General features: G+C 39.3%; 22 protein-coding genes and 1 tRNA gene. 12 read left to right on the top strand and 11 right to left on the bottom strand.

The window, feature by feature from the left end:
- Nucleotides 1–420 precede the first annotated feature (420 nt).
- A complete protein-coding gene (locus I6F48_RS14345) occupies nt 421–1,230 on the top strand; it encodes a substrate-binding periplasmic protein (protein WP_166376400.1) in 810 nt (269 codons plus the stop codon).
- A gap of 52 nt (nt 1,231–1,282) precedes the next feature.
- Here the strand turns inward: I6F48_RS14345 and suhB are convergent, their stop codons facing one another.
- A complete protein-coding gene (gene suhB / locus I6F48_RS14340) occupies nt 1,283–2,086 on the bottom strand; it encodes an inositol-1-monophosphatase (RefSeq protein ID WP_002957826.1) in 804 nt (267 codons plus the stop codon).
- A 276-nt stretch (nt 2,087–2,362) separates the two neighbouring features.
- Between suhB and I6F48_RS14335 the strand changes: the two genes are divergently transcribed.
- Nucleotides 2,363–2,779, top strand: a complete 417-nt coding sequence (locus I6F48_RS14335) for a VOC family protein (RefSeq protein WP_197119702.1) — start codon at nt 2,363–2,365, stop codon at nt 2,777–2,779.
- A 38-nt stretch (nt 2,780–2,817) separates the two neighbouring features.
- On the opposite strand, the gene I6F48_RS14330 is transcribed toward I6F48_RS14335, so the two are convergent.
- Nucleotides 2,818–3,486 carry a LiaF domain-containing protein gene (locus I6F48_RS14330; protein WP_007586484.1) on the bottom strand — a complete coding sequence of 223 codons (669 nt, stop codon included), beginning with the start codon at nt 3,484–3,486 and terminating at the stop codon, nt 2,818–2,820.
- Between the two features lie 328 nt (nt 3,487–3,814).
- Here I6F48_RS14330 and I6F48_RS14325 point away from each other — a divergent pair, with 328 nt between their 5' ends.
- From I6F48_RS14325 to I6F48_RS14310, 4 genes are all read left to right on the top strand, one after another.
- Nucleotides 3,815–4,381: a BON domain-containing protein gene (locus tag I6F48_RS14325; protein ID WP_007586486.1), complete on the top strand. Its 567-nt coding sequence runs from the start codon at nt 3,815–3,817 to the stop codon at nt 4,379–4,381.
- A gap of 72 nt (nt 4,382–4,453) precedes the next feature.
- A complete protein-coding gene (locus I6F48_RS14320) occupies nt 4,454–4,612 on the top strand; it encodes a YqaE/Pmp3 family membrane protein (protein WP_002957822.1) in 159 nt (52 codons plus the stop codon).
- A 378-nt stretch (nt 4,613–4,990) separates the two neighbouring features.
- Nucleotides 4,991–5,488 (top strand): hypothetical protein, encoded by a 498-nt coding sequence (locus I6F48_RS14315; RefSeq protein WP_197119701.1) that lies wholly within the window; start codon nt 4,991–4,993, stop codon nt 5,486–5,488.
- 254 nt (nt 5,489–5,742) lie between these two features.
- A tRNA-Ile gene (locus tag I6F48_RS14310) sits at nt 5,743–5,819 on the top strand.
- A gap of 309 nt (nt 5,820–6,128) precedes the next feature.
- On the opposite strand, the gene I6F48_RS14305 is transcribed toward I6F48_RS14310, so the two are convergent.
- On the bottom strand, nt 6,129–6,458 hold the full coding sequence (locus I6F48_RS14305) for a 5-carboxymethyl-2-hydroxymuconate Delta-isomerase (RefSeq protein WP_002957818.1): 330 nt from the start codon (nt 6,456–6,458) through the stop codon (nt 6,129–6,131).
- A gap of 207 nt (nt 6,459–6,665) precedes the next feature.
- Here I6F48_RS14305 and I6F48_RS14300 point away from each other — a divergent pair, with 207 nt between their 5' ends.
- From I6F48_RS14300 to I6F48_RS14275, 6 genes are all read left to right on the top strand, one after another.
- Entirely contained in the window at nt 6,666–7,151 is a 486-nt protein-coding gene (locus I6F48_RS14300) for a CreA family protein (protein WP_165740633.1), read from the top strand.
- Nucleotides 7,152–7,180: 29 nt separating this feature from the next.
- Complete coding sequence (locus I6F48_RS14295; RefSeq protein ID WP_007586497.1) at nt 7,181–7,954, top strand: hypothetical protein; 774 nt, start codon at nt 7,181–7,183, stop codon at nt 7,952–7,954.
- Nucleotides 7,955–7,965: 11 nt separating this feature from the next.
- The gene (locus I6F48_RS14290) at nt 7,966–8,604 is read left to right on the top strand and encodes a LysE family translocator (protein WP_197119700.1); all 639 of its coding nucleotides are present in this window, start codon (nt 7,966–7,968) and stop codon (nt 8,602–8,604) included.
- A 26-nt stretch (nt 8,605–8,630) separates the two neighbouring features.
- The gene (locus tag I6F48_RS14285) at nt 8,631–9,125 is read left to right on the top strand and encodes a gamma-glutamylcyclotransferase family protein (protein ID WP_007586500.1); all 495 of its coding nucleotides are present in this window, start codon (nt 8,631–8,633) and stop codon (nt 9,123–9,125) included.
- A gap of 15 nt (nt 9,126–9,140) precedes the next feature.
- Nucleotides 9,141–10,682 (top strand): serine hydrolase, encoded by a 1,542-nt coding sequence (locus I6F48_RS14280; protein WP_197119699.1) that lies wholly within the window; start codon nt 9,141–9,143, stop codon nt 10,680–10,682.
- A 122-nt stretch (nt 10,683–10,804) separates the two neighbouring features.
- The gene (locus tag I6F48_RS14275; RefSeq protein ID WP_197119698.1) at nt 10,805–11,722 is read left to right on the top strand and encodes a histone deacetylase family protein; all 918 of its coding nucleotides are present in this window, start codon (nt 10,805–10,807) and stop codon (nt 11,720–11,722) included.
- Nucleotides 11,723–11,730: 8 nt separating this feature from the next.
- Here I6F48_RS14275 and I6F48_RS14270 read toward each other — a convergent pair whose 3' ends face one another.
- The 8 genes from I6F48_RS14270 to dusB form a co-directional block, all read right to left on the bottom strand.
- Nucleotides 11,731–12,024 (bottom strand): hypothetical protein, encoded by a 294-nt coding sequence (locus tag I6F48_RS14270; protein WP_197119697.1) that lies wholly within the window; start codon nt 12,022–12,024, stop codon nt 11,731–11,733.
- A gap of 6 nt (nt 12,025–12,030) precedes the next feature.
- Nucleotides 12,031–12,840, bottom strand: coding sequence for a DUF2797 domain-containing protein (locus I6F48_RS14265; RefSeq protein WP_197119696.1), 810 nt, complete (start codon nt 12,838–12,840; stop codon nt 12,031–12,033).
- Between the two features lie 22 nt (nt 12,841–12,862).
- Nucleotides 12,863–15,403 carry an EAL domain-containing protein gene (locus tag I6F48_RS14260; protein ID WP_010553371.1) on the bottom strand — a complete coding sequence of 847 codons (2,541 nt, stop codon included), beginning with the start codon at nt 15,401–15,403 and terminating at the stop codon, nt 12,863–12,865.
- 112 nt (nt 15,404–15,515) lie between these two features.
- Nucleotides 15,516–16,799: a phosphoribosylamine--glycine ligase gene (gene purD / locus I6F48_RS14255; RefSeq protein WP_197119695.1), complete on the bottom strand. Its 1,284-nt coding sequence runs from the start codon at nt 16,797–16,799 to the stop codon at nt 15,516–15,518.
- A 15-nt stretch (nt 16,800–16,814) separates the two neighbouring features.
- Nucleotides 16,815–17,636: a class I SAM-dependent methyltransferase gene (locus tag I6F48_RS14250; protein WP_165727128.1), complete on the bottom strand. Its 822-nt coding sequence runs from the start codon at nt 17,634–17,636 to the stop codon at nt 16,815–16,817.
- A 106-nt stretch (nt 17,637–17,742) separates the two neighbouring features.
- The gene (purH, locus tag I6F48_RS14245) at nt 17,743–19,329 is read right to left on the bottom strand and encodes a bifunctional phosphoribosylaminoimidazolecarboxamide formyltransferase/IMP cyclohydrolase (protein WP_197119694.1); all 1,587 of its coding nucleotides are present in this window, start codon (nt 19,327–19,329) and stop codon (nt 17,743–17,745) included.
- Nucleotides 19,330–19,520: 191 nt separating this feature from the next.
- Nucleotides 19,521–19,811 carry a DNA-binding transcriptional regulator Fis gene (gene fis / locus I6F48_RS14240; protein ID WP_002957804.1) on the bottom strand — a complete coding sequence of 97 codons (291 nt, stop codon included), beginning with the start codon at nt 19,809–19,811 and terminating at the stop codon, nt 19,521–19,523.
- Nucleotides 19,812–19,830: 19 nt separating this feature from the next.
- Complete coding sequence (gene dusB / locus I6F48_RS14235) at nt 19,831–20,802, bottom strand: tRNA dihydrouridine synthase DusB (RefSeq protein ID WP_010553368.1); 972 nt, start codon at nt 20,800–20,802, stop codon at nt 19,831–19,833.
- Nucleotides 20,803–20,827 lie beyond the last annotated feature (25 nt).

Genomic DNA, 20,827 nt, shown 5'->3' with positions numbered 1-20,827 from the left:
CGTATCAAGTAACCAATGACTAAGCATAAAAATACCCTCATAATCAAAAGATGATAAGGGTATTGTGAAGCAACCAAAAGATCGGTCAACCGATCAAAAATACCTTAACTGATCGGTGTTAGCTCCTATGAGCGGTTTTTTTATACCTGCAATTTATTAATTGTTCAGGCGTCTAAGTTTTCATTAGCGGATGTAACAGTGCAAGCTTACGAAAACAGTGCTAACTTTGTAGTGTGAATCGGTAGGACCTTTTTGCAATAATATATAAATCGCCATAGGTTAAGTCACCGGCCACTGAGGCTAAAATAAGCCAAGTGTTATCGCTCTAGTTATCTATTTATTTATGTGCTCAAGGGATGCTTTAGAAGTGTTTAGCCTTTCAGCCAATAATAGGTAATTTAAACAAAGCAGGTAATTATTATGTTACCAATAAAAGTTTCTATCAGTGTATTTAGTTTGTTTGTAAGTTTTTCACTTATGGCGCAAGAGCAAATAATTAATGTTGCTCAAAAGCAAGATACCCAAAACGCACGAGAAGAATACCTCAATGAGTTATTAGTACGTGCACTTGAAAGTGTTAACTACTCCGGTGTTATCCGAATGACCCCCATATCAGAACTGCAAAAGCGTAAGTTAATAAACCTAGATGATAACGAATTAGATATGTATTGGAGTATGAGCAGTCCAGAGCGAGAGGCGCTTGCTTTGGCGATAAAAATACCACTATTTAAAGGCTATATAGGTAAGCGAGCTTTATTAACTAATAAGCAAAACTTGGCGCGCTTTAAAAAGGTAAAAAATATTGAGCAGCTAGCTACGTTTTCGGCTGTACAAGGGCACAACTGGCCAGATACAAGAATAATGTCCTATAACGGATTACATGTAAGACCGCTTACTAACTACCAAGCCATGTTCACTTTAACGAGCCGTGGACGAATAGATTACTTTCCTCGTTCGTTTATTGAGGTTAACTCTGAGCTTGTTGAAAACAAACAAAGTAATTTAGTAATCGTGCCTAATTTATACATAAGTTATCCAACCGGTATTTATTACTTTGTGACTAAGAGTAAACCTGAATTAGCAAAGGCTGTTGAAGAGGGATTAATAGTGATGCAGGAAAGCGGTGAATTTGACGCATTATTTAATGAATACTTCGCAAAGGATTTAAATACACTACCTTATACAAAAGGCAAAACGATAGAGATTAAGCTCGATAACCCTTATTTTTAGGCACAAAAAAAGGAGCCTGAGCTCCTTTTTAGCATGCTATTAATAGCAGCAATTAGCGAAGTAACGACTCAGTTAATACTGGACGAATTTCACGAATAATTGCTTGAGTCAATTTTGGTGAACCACAGATAATATTGCCGCTGTGGTTATAGTTATTACCACCAGCGAAATCTACAACCATACCGCCCGCTTCTTTAACCATAAGTTCGCCTGCAGCAGAGTTCCAAGGTTTTAAACCAATTTCAAAAAATCCATCAACACGACCAGCTGCAACGTATGCCATATCTAAAGCAGAACAACCTGCACGGCGAATGTCTGCAGTGTGTACAAACAATGCTTTAAACGCTTCAGTGTATGCATCCATGTGGTTTTTGTTTTTGAAAGGGAAACCAGTAGCAAGTACAGTGCCTGCAAGAACCGTAGTTTTGCTAACACGTAGACGTTTGCTGTTTAACTGAGTGCCTTGACCGCGAGATGCAGTGAAAAGCTCACCACGAATTGGATCATAAATAACAGCTTGGTCTAAACGACCTTTAACTTTAAGTGCGATAGAAACCGCGTAATGAGGGATACCTTTGATGAAGTTAGTTGTTCCATCGATAGGATCTACAATCCATTGGTAATCATCATCCTTGCCTTTATGCTCACCTAATTCTTCACCAACAATAGAGTGAGTAGGGTAAGACTGTAAAATAGTGTCACGAATTACGGCTTCGGCTTCTTTATCAATGTTAGTTACTAAGTCGTTAGCGCCTTTTTGTTGCACTTCAACTTTTGATAAATCTTCACTTGCGCGAAGTAAAATTTTGCCTGCGTTGCGCGCAGCGCGAACCGCAATGTTTAACATTGGATGCATGGTATTACCTTTGGGTTGTAAAAGAACGTTTATATATTTCAGCCGGCGTATTTTAGCGACTTTTGACATAAAGTAAACAATAAACCCCAAATACTTATGTTTGTTTTTTATACAAGATTGAAAAGTGTCTATATTTTTAAAAAATAATAATGAGCAATTAATAAGTCACTATGTTCCTTTGTGTGTTAATTAAATTGAATTAATTTTAAATAACGCTTTACCTAAAGTTAGCTTGAGGTTTTATCGTGCCCCTAACTTAATTGATAGGACAACATTATGTATTTAGAGCACGTAAACTTAGTCGCGAGTGATATAAATAGTATGCTTAAATTTTACCAAGCTGTATTTCCGCATTGGTCAGTCAGAAGTGAGGGCAGAGGCGATTGGCATGGAAAACCAAGACGCTGGGTACACTTTGGAGATGACACGCATTACATTGCGATAAGCGACCATGGTGAGGGTGAAAACAGAAACTTATCGGGCCATCAAATTGGTTTTGCACACTTTGCTTATGTAACTAATAATTTAAGCGCAGTAGTAATGCGCTTAAATAAAGTGGGTTTTACAGTAAGCAAGCAAGGTAGCGAGAATCCTTTCAGAAAGAATGTCTACTTTATTGATCCTGCAGGGTTTGAAGTTGAGTTTGTAGAGTATTTAAGTGATATACCAAGCGAGCGAAATAACGATTTATAATAAAATACTAAGCAGCACGCTAAAGTGCTGCTACTCAATTATAGTGAGCGGTTATTATTACCCGTGCCAAACTGGGTTTTTAGCTCATTTGCAAAGCTCATAAATTTTTCTTTAATTGTGCGCTTTATTTTTACTTCAACCGATCCCATAACTGCCTTTCCTTCAATATGAATAGTAGGACCTTGGCGTTTGTTAAGTGATACCGATTTATTTTCAAGGCTACTTAAAATACAAAACATTTTAGACACTACATTTACATGCTCTGGTACGTAAATCTCATCGCTACCAAAAATACAGTTAACGTGAATAGTTACATTTTGATGCGCAAAAATGGCATCAGTAAAATCAAGTACCACCGATCCCATAAAGTTACTTAAATATATATTTTTTGGGACAACCCACTGACCGCTTCGTTCGTTAGAGCCTAAAATACTGCGTAATGTAAAATCATCATCACTGTTTTGCTGTGCACTATAATGTGGTTTAAATTGCGATTGTTTTTCTGCTTTATATTGCTGATCGGTATTAAGTGTTAAGTCTTCTACTAAGGCTAAAAGAGCGTCGTTATTAGGTGCATCCATCGCGCTATCGAGTCGTCTCTCAAATGCATCAACAGAAATAACCCCATGACTGTAATTATAAATTAATTGGTCAATTACTTGTTCGCGTACTTGCTCTATTGGGCGGTCTTCAACTTTTACAGACATGGGGCATTCCTTATTGTATTTACTATTGATACTGCTCTTGATGTTTGTATGCAAAGCACGCACCAAATATAATCACCCTAATTATCAGTAGGTTAATTTATAATGATGTTTTTTATTTTGTTATATTAACGATAGATTAACCAAAAATGCAATTATCTAGCTATTTTCACTATTTGAGAAATTTTTACCGAGTAGCCTGTAAATAGTTACACAACTATAGATAATGCCTCACTCCAAAGTAAGCTCAACCTATTGAAATTTAAGTATAAATAAAGTTGGCCCAAAGCTCGCATTAGTTAAAGTGTCTTTAATCAAAAGGAGAAAGATTATGAAAACATTTAACAAGTCTATTATCGCAGCTCTAGTTCTTGGTACTACGGCTATGGGTGCCCAAGCAAACAGCTGGGAAAACGAAAGTAAAGATGCTTGGATTGATGGTAAGGCAGAAACAGTTCTACTTATGAACACTAATCTAAACAACTTTGACATTAACACTGATGTAAAAAATGGCAAAGTAGTACTTACAGGTAAAGTTAATAGCGAGCTTGATAAAGAGCTAGCAGAAGAACTTGTACTTAGCCTAGATGGTGTATCTGATGTTGATAACAGCCTTACTGTTGTTAAAAGCATGGATACCAAAGATAAAAGCAATGACATGATGGACGATGATGATAACGACCTAACGGACGCTAAAATCACCACTGTAATCACAACTCGCTTCCTGTTTGACTCAGAAGTAGGTGGTACAGACATTGATGTTGATACCGACAACGGTATTGTAACTCTGAACGGTTCAGTAGAGTCTGAAGCTGAAAAACAACTAGCAGTTAAAATTGCTAAAAATGCTGAAGATGTTCGTGACGTAGTTGATAAACTAGCTATTGTTGCTGAATAGTACAGTATAGTTAAGGCCCACTAACACTGGGCTTTACGCCTTTTTAATGCTTAATTTAAATGGAGTTTAGTCATGGATATTATTCGTATAATACTTTCAGTTTTATTACCGCCATTAGGTGTATTTTTGCAAGTTGGCTTAGGTATGCACTTTTGGTTAAATATTTTATTAACACTGCTAGGTTATTTCCCAGGGTTAATACATGCAATCTACATTATTGCGAAAAAATAATGACAGATTATATATTGTGTAAGCCGACTACTGAGGCCTAATGATAAAAGTGCCCCAGTACTGTTCGGCTCACAATATTAATTTTTAAAGTAAATATTTTTTATCAAAATCTAATTTTTAATTTACTCAAACTAAGTGATTTATTTCTTGTAACTCACTCCCAACATTCCCTCAGCCAAACCATTGTTTACTTCAATTAAGCTTTCTAACTAACAGTAGTGTTCTGATTCTGTATTGATGCCATTTAGGAAATCTTTAATATTAGTTTGTTTATATATCTACAATACGCGATTAATTACTCTATTATTTAGTGACAATATTACCATCACTTCTAGTGTTATCATTACACCAAGCTTTTACGCATATTGAGGTAGCTAATTGAATATTCGACTTATACTGTCAGGCGTTGTGTCATTCGTTTTTTATTTTAGCTGGGCCTACTGGGCAAACAGTTCGGCAGATATTGCTAAATCGGTCACGCTTCAAGCTGCATTAGTACAAGGTTTGTATAGTGGATTTGTAACGCTGTTTTTTACTTTTATTTTAGAAAAGGTCGTCAACAAGTATAAGTCTAGTTATGTAACGCTTGCGTTTGTAACTCCAATTATTTGTATGTTTCATTCTAAAACACCACAAAACGTAGCAATACGACAAAGCTTCAATAATGCAATTAACTCTAGCGCATCGTATTTAGGTAACAAAAAAATAGCAGGTGTACTTTTTGCGCCTATTATTCCGATTAGTGTTCAATCGAGCTTAGTGATTATGGTGAATGTAATTAATCAGACACCTAATTTGGCACTTACAGTAGCCCCAAGCATATTTTTTACAGCCTTGTATGCCTACACATATATGTTAGCTTTACTTAAAAAGTAGAGCGTTAAATATAAAAGACTACATGTGGGAGGGGGGGGTTATAATTTAATGCAGAGAATATCATGGGAAATATCTTGTATTTTATGCTTATACCCACCTAAAAGATTACTATTTAAGCAGTTAGCTTACTGATTGTTAAAATAAAGGTGTTTGGTAGTGACAAGCACCTAAAAAGTTTTTATACTGCAACCCGCTTTAGTCGCTCTGTGACTGAACGCTTCAAAAATTAACTGCCTAGCAGTTATATAAAAGTTGGCCCCTTAGCTCAGTTGGTTAGAGCACACGACTCATAATCGTTAGGTCCCCAGTTCGAGTCTGGGAGGGGCCACCACTTTCCAAAAAATACCTATTCAAATTATTTAATGCTATATGAATTTAATATCGTGTAATTTATTATTCTTTATCTACCCCTAATAATAAGTATAATTTAAATAAAGTTAATCCATAGATTAAGCTAAGCTTTCTTAAATTTGAAAGAGTGCGAATGCACTATTAAATTCCAGCGTTAGATCGGACGCTATTCATGCTCTGTCTTGTAAATAATAATGAGCTGCACCTGATTTTAGAATACAAAAAAGCCCCTATTGGGGCTTTTTACTTGCTAGTGTTTACTTCTATTGCTCAAAACTACAAGAGTTAACTAATTTTTACGGTATATCTCATGCTCAATATCGTAAATATTTACGCTTAAACTGTCTGATGCTCTGCAGTATGTTTTTAAGCATGAAAGTAATAGTTCGCTTAACATTTGTTTTTGCTCAATTGAGCGTCCCGCTAAAATATGTACCGCGATATGTATAAACCCTGATTTTCCTGCGCCAAGTTGATATTGCTGATAAGCAATAGCGCGTGTTTTGATGGTTTCTAATTCAAATAAGTTACTTTCGAAAGCGGTAGTGTGAATTTTTTCTACCAGTACTTGTGGTAAAACAGGGAGGTCTTCTGAGTGTTCAATAATAATGTGCGGCATTTAGGCGTTTCCTATTATGAGTTACTGCATGAGCGAGAGTTAATTGTATCAAATACAACAGGGTTCGCTAAACCCTGAGCTATCTAAAATCTTTACTTTAAACTAATTTAGTCGTATTTATTTTTGATGTTAGTATAAAAACAAACAGGTGAACCTTCGCTTAGTAACGTAGGTGCCAAGTTACTTATATATTAATTAAGGATAAGTATGAAATTACCACAAAAATTTAAACGTTTAGCTTTACTTACAGGTGCAGTTATTACATTAAGTGCTTGCTCTGACGATGTTGCATCGGTAAGTTTGGGGTTATTTACAACTAAAGATGTTGTGGTTAATTCGCAGCAAGATCCAATCCTTGAAGGCGTTACTTGTCATATTAGTCATATAGAGGCTAATTTGGACTTTTCTGATCCGTCTGATATGTCTATAGCATGTCGTCAAACGGGTCCTATTACAGCGCAACAGCTACAAAAAATAGACCGCAGCAAGTCGGGCGAGGTGATATTCAAATCATCTAAAAGTATATTATTTAAATCACTAAAAGTGCGCCGTATTTACGATGCTGAGAATCGTACTTTATTGTACTTATCGTATTCAACTAAAGAATCCAGTGGTAGCCACCACCATGCACTATCAACAGTGCCGCTATACAATACTCAAGCGTGGGATTGGGCGCTTACACAAAAAAACTAAACTAGCACTAAAACTTATAAGAGCACCTTATGTTAGCTTTATTTAAATCGGCACCTTTATTGGAAGATCAAGAGCAGCAATGGCTTATTGATACATTTATTTGGGCTGTAGAAAATTTTGATGCTGAGTTCTTTACAAAGCACACTCAAATAATACTGCCAACGGCCACTTTTTTCCCTGATTCGGTATCGAGCATTGAGGAAATGGCGAGTAATGTTTTTACCCGCGTTACTAATTACGCGGGTATGAATGCATGGCCTATTCAATTAGTCGCACCTCAGCAGTTACAACCGCAAGTTTTTCCGCACTTTGAATTTAGTGATGAAATACGTGGCGAAGGCAGCCATTTAATTGTGCCGCCAAGCCATAAGGTCAGTATCTCTTTTAATCCTAATCAGATTAATCAGCCACAAGATTTAGTGGCAAGTTATGCGGGTACTCTGGCCACCATACTTATTCATCACGTTGGGGTGCTACCGCCAGGCGGTAGGGAGTATTTACCACAAGCTGCCGATGCACTTGCCTGTTTTTTAGGATTTGGTGTGATGATGAGCAACACGGTGTATCAGTTTAAAGGCGGTTGTGGCTCTTGTTATAATCCATACGCTAACCGTGAAGCTAAGTTAAGTGAAACACATACGGTATTTATGCATGCCCTGATTAGTTACTTTAAAAACGATAAAGTGTCTAAAAAACATTTAAAGCCGCATTTACGTGGTCAGTTTAAAAAAGCACAAAAAGAAATTAAAGCATTGGTAAATAACTCGGCTAACCCGCTGTTATTAGCTTATTCGCCAAACTAGCAAGGATCTGCGTGGAATACTTAGATGAATTTTTACTGATTGTTATTGCTCATTTTTTTGCAGTAGCAAGCCCAGGGCCTGACTTTGCCGTAGTACTTAAGCAAAGTGTGCAACAAGGAAGGCGCAATGCATTGTGGACAAGCGCCGGTGTTGGCGCTGCTATTTTACTGCACGTTGCCTATTGCGTTTTAGGTGTTGCGCTTATTTTAACGCAATCGCCTAGTTTATTTATGGCGCTTAAGTATCTTGCCGGTGCATATTTAGCTTATTTAGGCGTACAAGCACTCAGAGCTGCAAAACCTCCAGCAAGTAATGAAGGCGAGGCTGCAAAAGATGTTGAAAACAAAACCGTTCAAGAGGAACCTGTTTGGCTTGCTTTTAGGCGCGGCTTTTTCACAAATGCATTAAACCCAAAAGCCACGTTATTTTTTATGTCATTATTTACACTCGTGATTAGCCCAACAACACCGACTAGCGTACAGATCGGTTACGGTGTGTACATGGCATTGGCTACTTGGGCGTGGTTTTCAATGCTTTCAATAATACTTTCTAGAAATAATGTAAGGGGTTTTTTCCAACAACGCGGTTATTGGTTTGACCGTGGAATTGGCGTTATTTTAATTGCTCTTGCAGTACGTGTTGTTATTTAACTTATTTAAAAAGTACAGGAGATAAAATGCCGTTATATAATTTTTCGTTTGGCTCCAATATGTCATCTAATCGTTTGTTAGCGCGCTTACCTAATGTAAAGCGTGTAGGAACAGCGGTACTTAAAGGTTACGAGCTAACTTTTGATATGCTATTTAAAGATGGCTCTGGCAAATGCAGTATTTGCCCAAGCGATAAAGAAGGCGCGCTGGTTTACGGCGTTATTTATGAGCTTAATGAAGATGAAAAAGTTATTTTAGATGGTATTGAGGGCGTAGGTTACGACTGCGTAGATATAGCCCCAACGCTTCTAACGGGTGAGACTGTAACTGCACATTGTTATATAGCTAATACCCATGACAGCGATGTACTCCCATACGATTGGTACATAAAACACGTTCATCGCGGATCACTTGAAGCGGGCGTACCAAAAGAATACAGTGATGCGATATTAAATCGCGCACAAAAAAGCGATACCAATCAAGAGCGCGCAGCAATTGAATTTGCAGTTCATCAAAAATAATAAAATAGGATTGATATGAAATTAACCAAACTTGCCGCAATTGCACTACTAGCAGGCACTTCGTTTAGTAGCTGGGCACAAGTTGATACCAACAAAATTGACGACGTTATTAAAGCGTCAATGGCGCGTTTTGACGTACCCGGTATGGCAGTCGCCATTGTTGAAAACGATAAAGTAATATTTGCTAAAGGCTTTGGTGTAACTAATCTCGATACCAACAAAAAAGTAAACAAAGACACCTTGTTTGGTATTGCTTCAAACACGAAAGCGTTTACAACAGCAGCGCTTGCCAAGTTGGTTGATGAGGGGAAGTTAAGCTGGGATGACCGCGTAATTGATCATTTACCAGAGTTTAGATTATACGACTCATACGTAACACGCGAAATGCGTATTCGTGATTTATTAAGTCACCGCAGTGGGCTGGGGCTAGGGCAGGGCGATTTAATGATTTGGCCAAGTACCGATAAGTCAGTTGATGAAATTTTAGCGGGATTACAGTATTTAAAACCAGCGAGCAGTTTTCGTAGTAAATACGCTTATAACAACTTGATGTTTGTTACCGCTGGTGAGGTGGTTGCACGTGTGTCGGGTATCAGCTGGAACGATTACATCGAAAAAAATATATTACAGCCGCTGCACATGGATAACTCACGCGCGGGATTTTCACGTATTCCAAAAAGTAATAAAAACTGGGCGACAGGTCATATTCCTATGGATGGCACGCTTCATCCATTTTTTGTGAATTACTTAGAAGATTTTAGAGGCGCAGGTGCAATTGCTTCAAGTGTAAGTGATATGAGCCAATGGCTTCGTACGCAGTTAGCGGGCGGAAAAATGCCAAGTGGTGAGCAACTCTTTAGCGAAAAGCAACAAGCGCAAATGTGGCACCCACATATTACGTCTATGGCGTCTAAAAGTGCGTTTGAGTCGTATCATCAGCAGTTTAGAGGTTATGGATTAGGTTGGAGTATTGAAGACTACCACGGCTTTAAAAAGTTAGGTCACGGTGGTGGTATTTTAGGAATGGTATCGCAAGTTACTTTATTGCCTGAGAAAAAACTTGGTATTGTTATTTTATCTAATCAACAAGCTTTTGGTGCACTTTCGGCAGTAACCCATGAAGTACTTGAAGATGCACTTGAGCTTGAAGATAAAGACTGGGTAGAGGATTTAGCTAAAAGTCATTTTGAAGGTAAACAACAGGCGTACGCTAATGCAAAACCAGAAGCCCCCGCTGACTACCAACCACAATTACCAAACATTAATTACACCGGTACATTACACGATGATTGGTATGGCGATGTAATTATTGAACAACTTGATAGTAAATTGCATATTGATTTTACGCATACTAAGCGCTTAAAGGGCACACTTGAGCATTACACTGGAAATACATTTATAGTTAAGTGGGATGAAAAACTACTTGAGGCGGATGCGTTTATTCGTTTTGAAATGAGCTCACAAAATCGTGTAAACAGCGCTAAAATGCGTGCAGTATCAACACAAGTTACCGACTTTAGCTTTGATTTTAGAAACCTACATTTAAAAGCAAAATAGCTAATAATATTGATATTCAAGGTATCGATATTTAAAGTATCAATATAAACCAAAGTCGCAAAGCCACCCGTCGGTGGCTTTGTTATATTAAGCATTCAATTTACTTTGGCTAGGAGCATTTTATGCGTACTGCAGTTATTTCACACCCTCATTGCCGTAAACATAAAATGATAGACGACCATCCTGAGTGCCCAGAGCGCTTAGATGCAATTACCGACAGGTTATTAGCCAGCGGTGTAGATGTTGGCTTAACACACCTACAAGCGCCTAAGGCTGAACGTGAACACTATTTATTAGCCCATGATGAAGCGCTCATTAAACACGTAGAAAACACGCTACCAACCGAAGGACTCGCTAATTTAGACGGCGATACGTGGTTGTGCCCCGACTCGTTTAAAGCGATTGAGCGTGCAGTAGGTGCTGGGTTATTAGCGGTTGATGAAATACTTGCCGACAAACTCGATGCTGCTTTTTGCTCAGTACGCCCGCCAGGGCATCACGCTAATAAAGATTCATCATCTGGGTTTTGTGTGTTTAATAACTTAGCTATTGCCGTTAAGTACGCTCAAAGCAAAGGGGTTAAGCGCATTGCGATTGCTGACTTTGATGTACACCATGGGAATGGCACACAAGACATTTTTATTGATGACGAAAATGTACTGCTTTGTTCGTTATTTCAGTATCCGTTTTACCCAAATACAGCGGTTAAAAATAATAGTCATATAGTTAATTCACCTCTGCCAATTGCTAGTAATGGCGACGACCTAAAAGAGGTGTTTACTGGGCAATGGTTACCAAAATTAAAAGCGTTTAAGCCTGAATTATTTTTTATAAGCGCAGGGTTTGATGCACACCTAGAAGATGATATGGCGAGCTTAAAGTTTGTAGAGGATGACTACATTTGGCTTACCGAGCAACTATGTGGTGTTGCTAAAGAGGGCGGCTGCAAAGGTGTTATTTCGTACTTAGAAGGTGGCTATGCGCTATCAGCTTTAGGTCGCAGTGCTGTAGCGCATATAAAAGTGCTTACTGAGGTTTAAAGAGGGTTTTATAACCCTAGTAAATCAAACGCCTGGGTTGTGCTTAGGGTTTTAATTTTACCAAGGCAACATTGTCCTTCATTTAATAAGTAAGCTGTAACAAGCTGTGCTAGCTGCTCGCCATTCAATTCAGGGCAAACAGTGCCTTGTAAATTAAGGAAGTCACCTTGCTTATTAAGTACTCGCACATCGCTTAGTTCACTTTGCATAACGCTGTGTAAGCACTCTTGTTGCTCTTGTTGGTTATGGGCTATCTCAAGCTCATTATAAATAACCAATAACTGTGGATAGCTGTTTAACATAGCCCGTTAGCCTACGGTTACTTCATAAGACGTAAATTTACGAATATTAATAACGCCTTTTTCAAAAATTAAGTACTGGCCTTTAATACCTTGTAAAACACCACTTACAACAGGGTCTTTATCAAAGTTAAATGAGCTGATTTTTGTTGGGTATTCGGTTACTGGAAAGTTTAAATCAACTACATCTTCATCAAGTTGTTCTATTGCTGTTGCGCCAAATAATTCACTGAGCTCGTTTAGCTTTTCACTAATTTGTGGGGTCAGCTCGGCTGCAGCTGCTTTTAAGTCAATTGCTTCGTTTTGACCTTTTAGCATATTGCGCCAATTCGTTTTATCGGCAATAAATTCAGCCAATGCAACTTCCACTAAACCTGATTGCAGGCGAGTTTGCACTTTAAAAATAGGTAATGCCTGAGTCGCGCCTTGATCAACCCAACGAGTCGGTATTTGTGTGTGGCGGGTAATACCTACTTTTAACCCAGAGGTGTTAGCGAGATATACATAGTGTGGGATCATGCAGTTTTCTTCGCCCCACTGTGGCTCTCGGCAAGTGCCTTGATCGTAGTGGCAGGTTTCTGGTTTCATAATACACATATCGCAACTAGCGAGCTTGCGCATGCATACAAAACAGTGACCTTGAGAATAGCTTTTTTTGGTTTTTTTACCGCAGTTAGAACATAAAATAGTGCCACTAAAGGTAAGCGTAAGCTCCTTACCTATAAATGCATTTAAGTCTACTAGGTGTTCACCTACAGGTAAGTGATATTGTACTGGTTCGGTTAAGCTCGATTTTAATTTACGCAGTGTGCCTTGCATCTTTACTTGGCCCCTAAAGATGTTAAAAAGAGGAGTCTAACATTTTTAAGCTATATTGGCTTTTTAAGAAGTGTAAATAGTCGGTGTAAGGCAGTGCTTTTGCGTATAAATAACCTTGGGCGTAGTCAGCGTTCATATCTTTGAGTAAGTGATGGATTTCCTGGGTTTCTACCCCCTCAATTGTTATTGATAAATTGAGGTTATGCGCCATATCAATGGCTGTTTGTACAATAACCTGGTGAGTAGGGTTATTAGGTAAATCAAAAACAAATGACTTATCTATTTTAAGTTCACTAAAGTGATAATTGACTAAGTAGCTAAGTGACGCATAGCCTGTCCCAAAGTCATCCAGTACTACTTTAATACCTAATGCGGTTAGCTCATCAACTAACTTTATAAGTGCATCTTGGCTATCTACGAAGGCCGATTCGGTTAGTTCAAATTTAAGTAACTGTGCCGGCACTTGGTATTTAATTAAAATATTTTCTACTTTTTCGGCTAAGTTATTTATAGTTAAGTTTTTAGCGCTTAAATTTACGCTAATTGTGTGCTCGTTATAGCCATTTTTTGTAAGCTTGACTATGTCTTTACAGGCTTGCTCTATTACCCACAGTGTTAGCTCGTTAATAATGCCTGTGTGCTCAGCAAGTATTATTAGTTCTTCAATTGATAAGTTGCTGTAAGTTGGGTCGGGCCAACGTAATAAAGCTTCAGCACCACTTACGTGGTTACTTAATAAGTTTATTTGAGGTTGGTAATAAAGTGCCAGTTGATTTGTTTTGATGGCTTGTTGCAGCTTAGCGGCTAGAGCAACGTCCATCATTAGATTATTACCGTTTGACGATGACCCAACTTGATTAACGCTACCTTTTGCTTTTTTAAGCGCTAAATAACCACGCTTTAACCAATATTCAAAGTCGTTACTCTTACCTGCACTACTAATACCTATACTGTAACTAAGCTGCAGGTTTAGCCCTTTAATTTCATATTGTTTTGGTAGGCTGCTAATTATTTTAGTCAGTAGTGCTTCTAGCATTTCTTGGTTTTGTGTTTTAGTAGAAATACAGGCAAATACGCCACTGCTTAAATCGGCTAAGCGTGGGCTGGTGTTTAAATCTGTTTCGAGGTTTGTAAATTCGCGTTCATGGCTGAGTTCTAATTCAAGCTCTTTGGCTACATGCTTTATAAGTGTGTAGCCCTGAGAAGAGGTAATAATTGTATTGAGCGAATTAAAGTGACGTATTTTTATTAAACATAAAGTTGTTGAGCGGTTTTGGCTTTGTAGCGCCATAAATGCTTGTTTTAGCTTGGAGCTATTAAGTAACTTTGTTTGTTGTGTGTGCGTGGCATGGTAAAGCGCACGTTCGCGCTGATACCTTACTCGGTCAGCTAACGCCATTGCCATTAAAATAACTTCGCACAAAATAGCCATTAAAAAGGCATGGCGGGAGGTAAAGCTATAAGCCAAAAAGCCGGTGAGCTCCATAGGCTGTATTACCGCACCAAATATCAGCGGTATCCACGAAAGTACATAAAACTTAGCCCACCTAAAGCCGCTACGTAGCTTGTTATAAATTAAAATAATACAAACAACGTATAAAAGTGCCATTACACAAAAAAACAACGGGGCTGCAATGTACTCAGGAATAAATAGACTAGCTATAGCCATTACTGACATAAACAAAAGCAGTTTTACGCTCATTTTGTATCGCCAGCAATTGTCCTTGTGATAGCGTAAAAACATAGTACAAAAGGCGAGAGTGAAAAATGATATTGCGTAGTTAAAAAATATGACTTTTTCGTGAATATATAACTGCCATTGCACTGGCCATAAATAAAATCCAAAACCAAGCACTGCACCCAATAAGGTTAACGCACTAATGATATAGCCAATATAAATTAAATAAACACGGTCTTTTATGCCAAAATAAAGCACCAAGTTATAAAGCGCAGCCATCAATAGCACGCCTACAAAAATACCCCAGATCCCAGTTTGAGAGCGCACTAAGTCAATAAACTCTTTATCACGATATAAGTTTACAGGTGTTTTACTTATGCCGACTGTGTCTATTTTCATTACTAGGCGCTGTGACGATTTTCTTTCTACTAAAAAACGAATATGCGGTACGCTGTATTCAAACAAAGAGAGGGCTTCTTCTTTATCGCCGAGTTTATATGTTTCAATTAGTTTGTTGTTTTTATCGAGGCGATAAACCGTAAGGTGATCGACCATAGGGTTGTCAAAATGTGCCACAACATTTTGCTTGTTAAGGCTTTTATTTTCTAAATCAAGAAACAACCAATAGTTTTGCTGGCTAAAACTCCATGGAACATCTGAAAATGGTTGATGAGTAAGTAATTCAGGTTGGTTAATGATGGTATCGAATGTTTTAGTTTTGGTTTCGTCAATATAGTAGGCGTAATCGAGGTACATTGGAGCCGTTTTATCAATTGTATATCGTGTAGGCACGACAAGGTTTGATGCCAATGTACTGATTATAAAAAATATAAATATCAGTATGGCAACAGCAATTGCATGGTAACGTAAAGTTCTTAGTTCCAACGTTAATTTACTTTTAAAAAACCTTTTAATTAGTGTAGCACTAAAAAAGCGCAGATAAACTGCGCTTTTGTAGTTAAATTAACTGGTTATACCAATGAATAGGTATTACAGGCTATTGCTCGCGTGCAATAGCACGGTAAGCTATATCAGTACGATATTCCATACCATCCCAGCTAATTTGTTTAACAAGCTCATAGGCGCGCTGCTGCGCTTGCGTAACGGTGTTACCAAGTGCTGTTGCGCATAATACGCGACCGCCTGCGGTTACAACGTCATTGCCACTTTGCTTAGTACCCGCATGAAACACTTTTTCACCCGCAGGGTAATCAACTTTTAGCCCCGAAATTGCATCACCTTTAGGGTAATCACCAGGGTAACCTTTAGCTGCAAGTACAACACCAACGGCTGCGCGTGGGTCAAACTTAATCGTTGTTTTATCAAGTTCTACACGGTTAGCAGCTTCAATCAATTCAACTAAGTCTGATTGTAAACGTAGCATCATTGGTTGAGTTTCAGGGTCGCCAAAGCGACAGTTGTACTCAATTACTTTAGGGGTACCTGTTTCGTCAATCATCAAACCTGCGTATAAAAAGCCGGTGTACGGATGGCCTTCGCTTGCCATGCCTTCTACCGTAGGGTAGATCACTTCGTTCATAATACGCTGGTGGATTTCATCCGTAACAACTGGCGCAGGTGAGTATGCACCCATGCCACCCGTGTTAGGACCGGCATCGCCATTGTAAGCGCGTTTATGGTCTTGACTGGTAGCAAATGGTAATACGTTTTTGCCATCAACCATTACAATGAAAGACGCTTCTTCACCCTCTAAAAATTCTTCAATAACAACACGGCTTCCCGCATCGCCAAAAGCATTACCCGCAAGCATATCGCGAATAGCATCTTCGGCATCGGCTTCCGTCATTGCTACAATTACGCCTTTACCTGCAGCTAAACCATCTGCTTTTACAACAATTGGCGCGCCTTTTTCTTTTAAATAAGCTAGGGCTGGGTCAATTTGTTCAAACGTTTGATAATCGCCTGATGGAATATTGTGGCGTGCTAAAAAATCTTTAGTAAACGATTTAGAGCCTTCAAGCTGGGCTGCGCCTGCCGTTGGGCCAAAAATAGCCATGTTATGTTCACGAAACTTATCAACAACACCCAGTACTAACGGTATTTCTGGACCTACAATAGTAAGCTCTACCTTATTTTGCTGTGCAAAACTAAGTAAACCCTCTAAGTCGTCAACGTTTATTGCTACGTTTTCAAGTTTTGGTTCAAGTGCAGTACCTGCATTACCAGGGGCTACAAATACAGTATTTACTTTGGTGTTTTGAGCGGCTTTAAACGCAAGTGCGTGTTCGCGGCCGCCGCTGCCAATGACTAAAACATTCATGGCGAAAATTCCTATTTAAAGCGGTTTCTTAAATTTCAGCGTCATGCGGTCGCTTTCACCAATGGCTTTATATTTGTCAGCATCTTGTTCGCCGAGTCTTAAGCTTGGTGGTAGCGTCCATACACCTTTAGGGTGATCGGCTGTATCTTTTGGATTTGCATTTATTTCACTGCTTGCTACTAATTCAAACCCAGCTTGTTTAGCTAGGTCGACTACGTAGCTCTGCTTCATATAACCTGTAGTTTTTTGATCTTCGTCAGCACGTTCTTCAGCTAAACGGTGTTCAACTAAACCTAATGTACCACCTGGTTTAAGGGCTTTATAAAAAGCTTGGAATGCACTTAATGCACCGCTTTTATCTTTGCCCATATACCAGTTATGCACATTACGGAACGTTAAAACCATATCGGCACTGCCAGCTGGCGCAATATCTAAATGTGTTACAGGTGCAAACTCAGTAATTTTAACGCTACTAAAGCGCTCATCTTCAGCTACTTTTTGTTTAAAGCCCGCAAGAGAGCGTTGGTAGTAGCCAACTGATGAATCAGCAGGAAAGTGCGCGGCATAGTAAGTGCCTTGCTCTTTTAGTGCTGGCGCTAAAATTTCACTATACCAACCACCGCCTGGCGCAATTTCAACAACTGTCATAGTTGGTTTAAAGCCAAAAAATGCCAATGTTTGAGCCGGGTGACGATATTCGTCACGAACGCTGTTTTTAGCGCTACGTTCGCTTGATTGAAGTGCATGCTCAAGGCTCGATTCGTGGTTATGGCTAAGCGCCATAGTCGATGTCATCGTTAGTGTGGCTACAAGTAGCGATTTTAGCGCAAATTTCATTGTTTGTTCCTTCACATTATAATTTTAAATAGGTTATTGAATAATCAGAATACGTGAATTTATAGCAAACAAAAAGGGTTAAACCAACGTTTAACCCTTTGTGTGATTAGTGGCGGAAATGGCGCATACCAGTAAGTACCATTGCCATGCCAGCTTCATCAGCAGCTGCAATCACTTCCTCGTCGCGCATTGAGCCACCTGGCTGAATTACCGCAGTAATACCAGCGGCTGCTGCTGCGTCAATTCCATCACGGAATGGGAAGAATGCATCAGACGCCATAACTGAACCTTTAACTTCAAGGTTTTCGTCGGCAGCTTTTATGCCTGCAATTTTAGCTGAGTATACGCGGCTCATTTGGCCTGCGCCTACACCAATGGTCATACCGTCACGGGCATAAACAATTGCGTTTGATTTAACAAACTTAGCTACTTTCCAACAAAATAGTAAATCTTTAAGTTCTTGCTCTGTAGGTTGGCGCTTAGAAACAACTTTTAAGTCGCCTTGCGTTACCATGCCTAAATCGCGGTCTTGAACTAAAATACCGCCGTTAACGCGTTTAATATCTTGGCCAGCTGCTTTACCTGTCCACTGTCCACATTCTAATAAACGAACGTTCTTTTTAGCTTCAACAATTTTTGCAGCGTCGCTCGAAATACTAGGTGCGATAATTACTTCAACAAACTGACGATCAACAATTGCTTGTGCAGTTGCGGCATCTAGCTCTCGGTTAAAGGCAATAATGCCACCAAATGCTGATGTAGGGTCTGTTTTAAAAGCGCGCTCGTATGCTTGTAGAATATTGTCCCCAATTGAAACACCACACGGGTTAGCATGTTTTACAATTACGCACGCAGGTACGTCAAATTCTTTAACACATTCAAGTGCTGCATCGGTATCTGCAATGTTGTTAAACGAAAGGGCCTTACCTTGCAATTGAGTTGCTGTTGCAACTGATGCTTCAGCAATGTCACTTTCAACATAAAAAGCAGCATCTTGATGTGAGTTTTCACCGTAACGCATATCTTGCTTTTTAGTGAACTGCATATTAATAGTACGAGGGAATTTAGTCTCTACAGCAGCTTCCTCGGTGTAATCAGGAACCATTTTACCGAAGTAGTTAGCAATCATGCCATCGTATTGTGCAGTGTGCTCGTAAGCTGCAATCGCTAAGTCAAAACGTGTTTTATATGTAGTAGAGCCATTATTGTTTTGCATTTCACTGATAACACGGTCGTAGTCACTCGCGTTTACCACGATTGTTACGTCTTTGTGGTTTTTAGCGGCTGCACGAACCATTGTAGGGCCGCCAATATCAATATTTTCAATAGCATCTTCAAGGCTGCAGTTTTCTTGAGCGACTGTATTCGCAAAGGGGTATAAGTTAACTACAACTATGTCGATAGCAGAAATGTTGTTATCTGCCATTACGCTTTCATCTTGTCCGCGACGGGCTAATATGCCGCCGTGAATTTTTGGGTGAAGAGTTTTTACGCGACCATCCATGATTTCAGGGTGGCCTGTGTGATCTGATACTTCAGTCACTTTTATGCCGTTATCAGCAAGTAGTTTACATGTACCGCCAGTTGATAATATATCAACGCCTTGCGCTTCTAGTGCGCGGGCAAATTCAACAATACCGGTTTTATCAGACACACTTAATAGTGCGCGACGAATGGGACGATGAGTATCCATTGTAGTTTGATTTCCTCAGTTAATGAGCTAGCTTAGAAGCGGGCATTTTAACTGATTACAACTCAAAAAACGACTTATAAAGCGCCGATGAGGGTGAGCATTTTGCAACTCGGCTATTAAACTACGGGCATAAAAAAAGCACCCTAGGGTGCTTTTTTAATAATTAGCTGTGATAAATCACAGCCAGCATATTAGTTCATGCCGTATTTTTTAAGCTTTTTACGTAAAGTACCACGGTTGATACCTAGTAAAATTGCTGCACGAGTTTGGTTACCACGTGTATATGTCATTACTTCTTCAAGTAATGGCGCTTCTAGCTCTGAAAGAACAAGGTCGTAAACGTCTTGCACATCTTGACCGTTAAGCTGCTTTAAATAGTGGTGAACAGCTTTTTTTACTGCATCACGCAATGGCTGCGGTTTCTCGTGTGACTGAACATGAGGGTTAGTGATAAATGGAGAAGTCACGTTTTGTTCGAACATTATTAAGTCTCTTTCTTTCTTAGTTAGCTGCTAGTGTTTTAAAGTATTGCTCTAATGCGACGACCTGTGCTTGTGGGTTGTCGAGCGCATTAAATACTCGCCTAAACTGACCATCACTGTCATGGGTTTGCAAATACCAAGATACATGTTTGCGAGCAATTCGCGCTCCCATTGGCTCACCGTAAAACAGATGGAGGTTTGTTAAATGCTCCATTAAAATACTGCGCACCTCTGCAATAGCAGGCGGCTGTAAGTGTTCCCCAGTTCGCAAATAGTGGTCTATCTCCCTAAATATCCAAGGGCGACCTTGGGCGGCTCGGCCAATCATAATGGCATCTGCACCCGTATAGTCTAAAACCTGTTTTGCTTTTTCTGGTGATGTAATATCACCATTGGCAACAACAGGAATCGACACTGAACGTTTTATATCCCTAATCGTGGCGTACTCAGCATCACCTTTGTACATACATGCGCGCGTACGCCCATGTACAGCAAGTGATGCAATGCCATAACGTTCAGCTATTCTCGCAATCTCTACACCATTACGGTTATCCGGATCCCATCCTGTACGGATTTTAAGTGTCACAGGTATATCAACAGCATTAACGACTGCATCAATAATCTCTTCCACAAGTTCAGGAAACTGTAATAAGGCAGAGCCTGCGAGTTTCTTGTTCACTTTTTTTGCTGGGCACCCCATATTGATATCTATGATCTGTGCACCGTTAGCAACATTGAATTGTGCGGCCTGCGCCATAAGCTCAGGATCTGCTCCTGCAATTTGCACAGCGCGTATACCCGACTCACCGCTGTGATCCATACGGTTCATCGACTTTTCCGTTTTCCAAACCTTAGGATTAGACGATAGCATTTCAGAAACAGCTAGCCCTGCGCCTAAACGACGGCAAAGTTGTCTAAATGGTCTGTCTGTAATGCCAGCCATTGGCGCGACAATTACATTATTCTCAAGTTGGTATTTACCGATACGCACTATATTCAATAGGCCTCTTTTCAAG

The sequence above is a fragment of the Pseudoalteromonas sp. SWYJ118 genome (assembly GCF_015864505.1).
In the GTDB taxonomy this organism is placed as follows: Bacteria; Pseudomonadota; Gammaproteobacteria; order Enterobacterales; family Alteromonadaceae; genus Pseudoalteromonas; species Pseudoalteromonas arctica.
Note: the sequence above shows the minus strand (reverse complement) of the source record. Positions and strands in the feature narration are given on the sequence as shown.